Source organism: Streptomyces calidiresistens, assembly GCF_014141525.1.
Taxonomy (GTDB): domain Bacteria; phylum Actinomycetota; class Actinomycetes; order Streptomycetales; family Streptomycetaceae; genus Streptomyces; species Streptomyces calidiresistens.
This window is the reverse complement of record NZ_VKHS01000131.1, coordinates 1-9,352: the sequence shown is the minus strand read 5'-3', so window position 1 is coordinate 9,352 and position 9,352 is coordinate 1. Positions and strand designations below refer to the sequence as shown.

At 70.4% G+C, this 9,352-nt stretch carries 4 protein-coding genes and 1 pseudogene; 1 reads left to right on the top strand and 4 read right to left on the bottom strand.

Annotated elements, in window-relative coordinates; all coding sequences use genetic code 11:
• Positions 1-507: 507 nt before the first annotated feature.
• Positions 508-1,164: pseudogene (locus FOE67_RS08390) on the top strand (winged helix-turn-helix domain-containing protein); the annotation flags it as partial.
• A gap of 71 nt (positions 1,165-1,235) precedes the next feature.
• Here the strand turns inward: FOE67_RS08390 and FOE67_RS29085 are convergent.
• The 4 genes from FOE67_RS29085 to FOE67_RS08375 form a co-directional block, all read right to left on the bottom strand.
• Positions 1,236-1,748: a pyridoxamine 5'-phosphate oxidase family protein gene (locus FOE67_RS29085; protein ID WP_143619243.1), complete on the bottom strand. Its 513-nt coding sequence runs from the start codon at positions 1,746-1,748 to the stop codon at positions 1,236-1,238.
• Positions 1,749-3,191, bottom strand: a complete 1,443-nt coding sequence (locus tag FOE67_RS08385) for an FAD-dependent oxidoreductase (RefSeq protein WP_143619241.1) — start codon at positions 3,189-3,191, stop codon at positions 1,749-1,751.
• Positions 3,192-3,262: 71 nt separating this feature from the next.
• A complete protein-coding gene (locus FOE67_RS08380; RefSeq protein ID WP_182662067.1) occupies positions 3,263-7,534 on the bottom strand; it encodes a non-ribosomal peptide synthetase family protein in 4,272 nt (1,423 codons plus the stop codon).
• Between the two features lie 183 nt (positions 7,535-7,717).
• On the bottom strand, positions 7,718-9,352 hold a 1,635-nt coding region (locus FOE67_RS08375; RefSeq protein WP_182662065.1), incomplete at its 5' end, for a non-ribosomal peptide synthetase.

The following is a 9,352-nucleotide window of genomic DNA, read 5'->3' as shown; positions in this document are numbered from 1 at the left end:
GCGGAGATGTGCTGGAGACGTACCACGCCTGCGACCTCATCCTGCTGGACACCGACCTTCCGGACCCCAGCCGGAGCCGCCGGGTCCGGCTCACGATGTCGGCACGCGCCTGCATCGCGGTCCTCCGTGCCACGGACCCCATGTCAACCCACCTCGAACGGTCCGATCCCGCCGACCCGCAACGAGACCCGGGGTCTGTTCCCCGCCGTCGTCCGACTGTTCCCCGGCCCGGCTCATCCGGTCCGCCCGGCGACTCCGTCACCGGGCGTGATCACGAGTCGGTCCCCAACCACGACAGGCCGCCTGTCGAACAGGAAGATCACGATCCGTATCTGAAATACTATGCGATAGTAGGACCTTACTGGCAGTAGCAGGACCTTACCGACAAGGGGATTTGCTTTGTCTGTCGAGGACGGGAGCTCGCGCAGGTTCACGGTCCGAAAGAAATCGGACATCGTAGGCCAATTATTCTGGAACGGCCACGAACAAGCCCAACCACGCATCCTGGTGGCTTCCGGCTGTCTCTCGGCGGAGGCGTTGAAACGGGACATGCAGCGACACGGCTACGACGCCTTCGTCGCATCCAGCGGCGGAGATGTGCTGGAGACGTACCACGCCTGCGACCTCATCCTGCTGGACACCGACCTTCCGGACCTCGACGGTATCTCGGTGTGCCAAGCCATACGCAGCGACAGCGAAGTGCCCATCATCGGCTTTACCCCGGCGGAGGCCGAGGTGGACCGGGTGCTCCTGTTGGAGGCGGGATGCGACGACTGTGTCGAGATCCCCTACCGGGCGCGTGAGCTGATGGCCCGGATCAAGGCCATCTTCCGCAGGACCGGGCCGTCGCGCGCAACGGAGGAGACCGACCGGGGAGAGCACGACCGGATGGAGTTCGGTCCGCTCGTCATCGACTCCTCCCGGCGGGAGGTGTGCCTGGACGGGCTGCCGCTCGCCCTGACCCGCAAGGAGTTCGACCTGCTGTACACGCTGGCGACGGAGCCGGAGCGGATCTTCCAAAGGCCGGAGCTGATGTCCCTCGTCTGGGACTACCCGGTCGACACCCGGATCGGCGTGCAGGCGAGCAGAACCATAGACACCCACGTCAGCAGTCTGCGCGGCAAGCTGGGCAGCGGCGAGTGGATCACCACCATCCGCGGTGTCGGCTTCCGGTTCGGGTGCCCGCCCGGTACCGGAGCCGGCGGGGGAGCTCCTCGTGCCACGGGCCGGGCTGCTCAGTGCAAAAAGCGCCACCGGGTCTGCGCGACACAACCTTTGGTGAAGGCGAACACCGTCCGAGGAGCGACGGAGAAGGCCCAGGCCCGACCGACGGAGCCGCTGAGCACATCGCCGTCGACGACGTAGTCCCACATCGCGCCGTACTTGCGGCGGAACGTCTCGGCGGCCTCCTCCAGTCTCTCCTCCTCGGTGACCCGGACCGCCCGGCCCTCCAGCACGATGTCCACGCCGCTGGAGAGCCGGGCCGTCCCGGTCAGCAGCGAGCACCGTGGGTTGGACAGCAGGTTGAGTACCTTGCGTTCCTGCGGCAGTGAGCAGAACCACAGAGCCCCGTCGTGCCACACCCCCGCCACTGGCGTTATGTGCGGCCCGGGGGTGGGGCGCACGGTCGCGACCCAGTACAGCTCGGCCTCGGCCAGCATGCGGCGCGTCTCGGTCCAGGAGGCGGGGCGTGCCCCCTCCGCGCTGTAGCGGGGATCCAGTTCGACATCGTAGGGGTTGTCGGACATTCAGAGGTCTCCAGGTCGTGACAGTGCGGCGGGACCGGACGACATCACCGGTAGGGGCAGGGCGTCCGACACCAGACTCCGTGCGAACTCCGGATAGGAGTCGATGATCTCGTCGGCCTGTGTGCGCAGGTCGTACCGTTCGCACAACATGTCCAGGACGTGCTTGTCCCACTCCCCGCGCCGGACGATCTCGTCGTAGGGGATTCGGGTGAAGGCAACGAGCTGGTAGAGCTGGGTGAAGTCCTCCGGGTACCGCTGGTGCAGCTTGCGCTCCAGCCCTTTGCGCAGGTGGAACAACTCGTCGTCGATGTGGGTGCTCAGCTCTGTCAGGTTGGCCATGGACAGGTCGGCTATCGCCTGGCCGGGAGCCACCCGCAACTCGCTGAACTCCGCCACCGCGGTCCGCACGGCGGTGTGGCGGTCGGAGCCGGAGCCCAGGTGACGGTCGAGCAGGTCGCACAACACCTCAGCGTCCTCGAAGCTGCAGTTGATGCCCTGGCCGTAGAACGGGACGACCGTGTGGGCGGAGTCGCCGACGAGTACGGCGCGGCCGTAGTGGTAGGGGTCGCAGCGGACGACCTTGAGCAGGGAGGGACGCGCGTCCCAGACCTCCTCGGCGACCCGCGGCAGGGCCGCGGCGATGTCGGGGTACTCGCGGGCGAAGTGCTCCCGTACGGAGTCCCGGTCCGCGAAGGACCGGAACCGCAGCTCTCCGCCCCGGCTGTCCACCGGCATGAACAGGGTGGTGGTGGGGATGCCGTTCCGGTTCGGCTGGGCCTGGAGGAAGTGGTCCCCGCGGGGCCAGAGGTGCATCCCGTCCGGGCTGAACTTCCGGGCCGCTTCGGGCAGCATGGTCAACTCGACATGGCCGTGCGGGATGTACTCCTGGTGAATCCGCATCCGGGCACCGGACTTGGAGAGTTCGTAGCGCAGTGCGCTGTTCGCGCCGTCGCAGCCGATCAGGATGTCCCCGGTGGCCCGGCACACGCCGCCGTGGGCGGTGACGAAGACGGCCTCGGCGCGGTGCGCGTCGGCGCCGACGCAGGAGTGGCCGAAGTGCACGGACGCCCCCGCCTGCAGCGCTTCCTCCAGGAGAACGCGTTGGAGGGCGGCACGCGGCACGGACAGCAGGTGGTGGTCGCTGTTGACCCCGTAGGGCTGGCGGGTGAGCGTGCCGTCGCGGTGGTGCACGACGCGCTGCCGGAGCACCGCCCCCGTGACGTACAGGAGATCACGCAACGCGGGGTGCAGAGCGCTCGATCCGCGGTGGGTGAGGGTCAGATTGAACGAGCGGCCGGTCGTCACGGTGGCCATGCTGTGGGCGGACTGCTTTTCGTGCACCTCCACCTCGAAGTTCCGCCGGCGCAACTCGATGGCGAGGAGACAGCCCACCGGGCCGGCTCCCACGATGACCGCCCTGACGCGGCGCCTGGCTCCTGACATGACAAAGTCCTTCCTGCGATGGCCTACGGCGGCTGGGTGTCCTCGGCGACTCGTGCCTCGCGCAGCGACGCTCACGGCACGCGTGCGGTGGTGACCTGGCCGGTTCCGGCGAAGTAGTGGACCATCGAGGTGATCCAGGACGGATCGGCGGCGGGCAGTTCGAGGCCCAGATCCTTCAGCAGCCTGACCGTTCCGTCGTTGGTGTAGCGGTGATCGCCCAGGTCCATGACTCCCTCCCGGAACAGCGGGACGAGGCTCGCCAGGGAGCGGTCGCCCGCCTCGGCGGGGCCGGCCTCCAGGGCACCCAGCCACTCAGCCGTGGAAACGAGCCGGGGCGGGCGCCCCAGCGAACCCATGGTGGCGAAGACCGTCTCCCAGTCCATGCCCACGGGATGGAAGACGTGCGTGTTCCGGTTGTGCGCGGCGGGCGAGCGGGAGAGCCGCACGACCGCGTCGGCCACCACGTCCACCGGCAGCAGGTCCACCGGCGGCCCGGGCTCCCTCGGCGCCAGGCCCAGCTGAAGGAAACTCTTGACCTGGAGCCAGAAGAAGTCGTCCGTCCGGCAGGCTCCGGTCGCGGTGTCCGGGCCGATCCTCCCGATGCGATGGACTGTGACCGGTACCCCTCGCTCCCTGGCCGCCAACGCCAGCCGTTCGGCGACCCACTTGCTCTGCGCGTAGCCGATCCCGAGCCCGTCGGGAGTCTCGGGGACGGCGTCCTCGCCGATGTCCCGGGCGGGTCCTCCGGGCGGGAAGACCGCGAGTGTGGACATGTGGTGGAGCGGCTTGAGCACCGTGTCGGCGCAGAACTCGACGACCCGCACGAAACCGTCCACATTGGTCGGCTTGACCGAGACGTACGGCGCGGCGAAGTTGATGTGCGCCGCCGCGTGGTGGACGACCTCGATTCGACCGGCCAGGTCGCGGTACTCCCCGGGGGAGAGGCCGAACCGCTCCTGTGACAGATCTCCGGCCACCACGTGCACCCGGGACAGGTCCAGTCCGCGGTCGACCCGGTAGCGGCGGGCGTTGTCGCCGATCCGGCGCAGCCCCTCCTCCGGCGAGGTGGCCCGTACCAGGCAGTGGACCACACAGCCGGCGGCGAGCAGGGAGCGCAGCAGGTAGATCCCCAGGAACCCGGTGACGCCGGTCAGCAGCACCGTCCGGCCGGTGACCGGGTCCGCGCGCCGCAGGACGCCGGCCGGATCCACTCCCTCCGGCAGCCGGGTGTCGGCCCACAGGTCGGGTCCGTCGGCCGTGACCTCCCCGGCGAGTACCCGCTCGACCCGCGCGGCCATGCCCGCCACGGTCGGGTCGGCCAGCAGCGCGCTGAGCGGGAGGTCGACCCCGTACTCCTCCTGGAGTGTCTGGCGCAGCCGCACCGCCATGAGCGAGTGGCCCCCCAGGGCGAAGAAGTCGTCCTCCGGGCCGACCGCGGCTCCCTCCAGCAGCCCGGCCCAGATGGCGGCGACACGCTGTTCGGTCGGGGTCGGAGGCCGGCCGTCGACCGCCTCCCGCCGGGGAGTCGGAAGCGCCGCCGCGCGGACGGCCAGGGCGGTCCGGTCGGTCTTACCGCTGGGAGAGGTGGGCAAGTGGTCGATCCCAACGAACCGGGAGGGAACCATGTACGCCGGCAGGGAGCGGCTCAGCAGGCGGCGCAACTCCGATTCGTCCACGGGGGCGTCCGTGCGCACAAACGCGACAAGCCTCCGGTCCCCGGGGCGGTGCTCGGCGGCGACCACGGAGGAGGCGGTGATCGAGGGCAGGTCGTTGAGCGCCGCCTCCACCTCCGCGGGCTCGATCCGGTAGCCGCGGATCTTGATCTGCTCGTCGGCCCGGCCCAGGTGTACGAAGCCCTCCTCCTGCGTGAACCTGACCAGGTCGCCGGTGCGGTAGAACCGTGCGCCCGGCTCCGGGGCGTAGGGGTCGGGCAGGAAGCGTGAGTGGGTCTGCTCCGGCAGGTTCAGGTAGCCGGGGGAGAGGACCCGCCCGCCCACGTACAACTCGCCCGGTACCCCGAACGGCACCGGGCGGCGGTCGGCGTCCAGGACGTACTGCCGCACTCCCGCGGCGGTGTGCCCGATGGGCGGCCTCTCCGGCCAGTCGGCCGGATCCTCCGGGAGTCGATGGGCGGTGCACAGGTGTGCCTCGGAGGGGCCGTATGCGTTGATCAGCGTCGCCCCGGTGAGGCGGGTGAACATCTCCCGCAACCGGGGCGTGACGACGAGTTGCTCGCCGGTGGTGTAGACCTCGGTCAGATCGGGCAGGGCGATGCCGTTGCGGACGACGACTGATGCCAGCTCCCGGAGGGCGACGTAGGGCAGGAAGACCCGGGCCACCCGCCGCTCGCGCAGATGGCTCGCCAGCCGGTGCAGGTCGGCTCGCAACTCCTCGTCGATGAGGACCAGGGTGCCGCCGGCACAGAGGGTTCCGAAGATCTCCATGAACGACACGTCGAAGGAGAGCGACATGTACTGAAGGGTGCGGGCGTCCGTGTCCGGCTCGGACAGGTCCATCTGCCGGTACACCAGGTTGTTGATGGTGAAGTCGTTGATGACGACGCCCTTGGGACGGCCGGTCGACCCCGAGGTGTAGACGACGTACATCTCATCGTCGGGGGTGCGGCGCACCGGCAGGTTCCCGTCGTCCTGCCCCCGCACCCGGTACGCCTCGGCGTCGAGGTCGAACACCTCGGTCCCCTCCGGGGCCGGTGTCTCCGGGCGACCCCGGGTGAGCAGGAGCCCGGGACGGGAGTCGGCCAACATCAGCGCGATGCGGTCCTGCGGGTACGCCGGATCCAGCGGGAGGTGGGAAGCGCCCGCCTTCAGCACGGCCAGCAGGGCGATAACCGCGTCCGGGCCGCGCTCCAGCCGGATCGCCACCCGCGTCCCCGGGCGGACCCCGCGCCCGCGCAGGGCCCGGGCCAACCGGTTGGCGGCGGAGTTCAACTGCCGATACGTGAGGACACCGCCGTCCACCGCCTCGACCGCCACGCTGTCCGGAGTCAGTCCGGCCCACTCCTCGAACATGTCGGGCACCGATCGCTGTGCGGGTCGCTCGTCCGCCGGCCCGTGCCAGGCGGCCTCCAGTTCCCGCAGCTCCGCCCCGGGCACCCAGCTCAGCTCGCCGACGGGGCTGTCGGGCCGGTCCAGCAGGTCTGCCAGCAGGGCGCGGAACCGTCGGGCGACGCGTTCGACCGTCGCGGGGCGGAACAGGGCCCGGTCGTATTCGAAGGTCAGGCCCAGCTCCTCCTCACCCTCCTCCACGATCAGCGCCAGGTCGTACTTCGGGGCACCGCTGATGTGCTGCCACTCGTCGGTGCCCAGATCGAGGTGGCGCAGGACACGACGTTCCTTCGGCATCAGGGTCACCATCGTCTGGAACAGGGGCGAACGCCCGCCCTCCCGACCCGCGCCGAGGGCCTTGACGACCTCCTCGAAGGCCACGTCCTTGTGACGCATCGCCGAGAGGACCTCCCGTCGGGTGCGCGCCAGCAGCTCCCGCACGGTGTCCCGCGGCGAGAAGCGGTGACGCAGCACGACGGTGTTGACCAGGTGACCGATGGCATCCTGGTCGATTGCCCGGTCGCGCAACGACACCGGCAGACCGACCGTCAGGTCCTCCTGGCCGGTGTGCCGGTGCAGCAACACCGCGTAGGCGGTGAGCAGGACCATCAGCGGGGTCACGCCCTCGGCCGCCGCCCACTCCCGCAACCGGGCGGCCTCGGCCGCCGGGATAACCGTCCGCATGCCGTCCGCACGCCCGGTGCCATGCCCGCGCGGGCGGTCCAGGGGGAGGTCGAGCAGCGGCGGGGCATCGGCGAGGTGCTCTTTCCAGTGCTCCAGGGACGCCTGGCCGGCGGCGCGTCCCCGGGCCGCGACGACCTCCCCGAACTGAGTGGGGGCCGGGGTGCGCGGCAGTTCCCCGTCGGCCACCAGCCGCCGGTAGGCGGTCAGCCACTCCGTCAGCAGCACCGACCATGAGAAGCCGTCGAACACGGTGTGGTGCACGTTCACCAGGAGCACCGTGCCGTCCTCTCCGGTGTCCAGGCACAGCACGCGCAGCAGCGGACCCGTGCGCAGGTCGAGATGGGCGACGGCGAAGTCGGCGGCCAGCTGCCGCACCTCCTCCTCGCCGGATGCGGTGCCCGTCTCGAAACCGAACCGGGGATCGGGCGAGACCCGCTGCACCAGCCGGCCGTCGGCGTCCATGGCGAAGGTGGTCCGCAGGCTCTCGTGCCGGGCCACGACGTGCCGCAGGGCGCGCCGCAGCACCTCCGGGTCGAGCGGGTCGGGGAAGCGCAGCAGAACGGGGGAGTTGTACGCCGCCGGGCGCGCAGCCACTCGGACAGCGCGCGGGGGGTCCCGCATCGGGCGATGTCCGCCGCGCTGACCTCCGGGCCCAGCAGGTCGCGCAGGTCGGCGACGTATGCGTCCTGGTCCGCCGCGGTGAACGGGTCGTCGGCCGTCGCCGCGGGCCGGCCGGAGATGTGCCGCCATCGATCGAGTACCACGTTGAGCAGTGGGTCAATCACGTGCAGCCACCTCCGTACGGCCTTCGCGCGTCGACCGGATGTGGTCGGCCAGCGCCTTGGCGTTGTCGTGCTGGAAGATGTCCTCTGCCCGCACGTCGACCCCCATGACGTCCTGGAGGTCAGCGGCGAGTTGGATGAGCTGGAGGGAGTTGGCGCCGGACATGACGAAGGAATCGCCGGGACCGATTCGCTCCCGTCCGGTCACGCCGGCCAGCAGACCGAGGATGACGGACGCGACCGGGTCCTCCGCCTCACCGCGGGCCCGCCCGGGGTCCGGTTCCACCAGGACGGCACGGGGTTCCCGAAGGGCCATGCGGTCCAGCTTCCCGTTGTGGTTCAGTGGCAGCTCTGCCAGGTGGTGGACGCGGGCGGGCAGCATGTAGTCGGGCAACCGTCCGCGCAGCTCGGACAGCAGGGTCTCCGTGCCGGGCGGTTCGCCCGTCGCGGTGGTGCAGAAGAGGACCAGCTCCTTCAGGTGGTCCGCCGTGTCCACCGCGCGGACCACCGCGCGCTCCACCAACCCCGTCTGCTCGGTGGCGCATTCGACCTCGCGAAGCTCCACCCGGAAACCCCGGATCTTGACCATCTGATCGGTCCGGCCCGCCAGGACGATCTCGCCCTCCGGGGTCGTACGGGCCATGTCACCGGTGCGCAACAGCCGCGTCCCGGCGTGTACGGGGAACTTCTCGGCGGTAACTTCCGGCTGGTCCAGGTAGCCCCGGGCCAGACCGGCGCCACTGATGTACATCTCGCCCACCTCGCCGGGCGCACACGGGGTGAGGTCCTCGCGCAGGACGTGCAGCCCCACGCCCGGCAGGGGCCGCCCCACCGGGAACACCTGGCTGCGCAGGTCGTCCCCCGTCAGGGCGTGGACCGCGGTCAGGGCCGAGTTCTCGGTGCAGCCGTAGGCGTTGTAGACGGTTCCGCCGATGGCCCGCAGAGCACGGGAGAGGTGGCGCGGCGAGGGGAAGTCGCCGCTGACGATGAGCGTCCGCACATCGCGCAGTGCCTCGGGGTGGCCGTCTACCAGGAGGTTGAACAGGCCGCACGGCAGGTTGAGGAAGGTAACCCGGCGCTCGATCACGGTCCGGGCCAGCTCGGGCAGCGAGGGAAGCCGTGGAGGTGGGAGGACCACCCGGGCCCCGTGCAGGAGGCTCAGCCAGATCTCGGTGGTGGAGGCGGCGAAGGAGTAGGGGGCGAGCTGGAGGAAACAGTCGTCGGAGCGGACCCGTACCTCTCCGTTGTACCGGGCCAGGCGGGCGATGCCCCGGTGGGGGACGAGCACGCCTTTGGGACGGCCGGTGGAACCGGAGGTGAACAGAATGAACGCGGTGCTCTCCGGGTCCACCGGTTCCGCCGGGTTCCCGCTCTCCAGAGAGGCGCTGTCGGCGATGAGCTCGTGGATATCGCGCTCGACGGTGACGGCACCCAGCCCCGCCGGCACGTCCCGCAGCGTAAGCGGCAGCGCGGCCTCCCGTGCGACCGCGCGCCGTACGGAGACCGGGTGAGCGGGGTTCAGCGGTACGACCACCGCGCCGGCCTTCAGGACGGCCAGGAGGACGATGTACAGCTCCGGGGAGCGCGACATGTGGACGCCCACCCGGCTGCCCGCCGTCTGCGGCAGGAG

Excerpts from the sequence above, each read along its gene's own strand:
- FOE67_RS29085 (WP_143619243.1), bottom strand. The coding sequence starts at position 1,748 with ATGTCCGACAACCCCTACGATGTCGAACTGGATCCCCGCTACAGCGCG.
- FOE67_RS08385 (WP_143619241.1), bottom strand. The coding sequence starts at position 3,191 with ATGTCAGGAGCCAGGCGCCGCGTCAGGGCGGTCATCGTGGGAGCCGGC.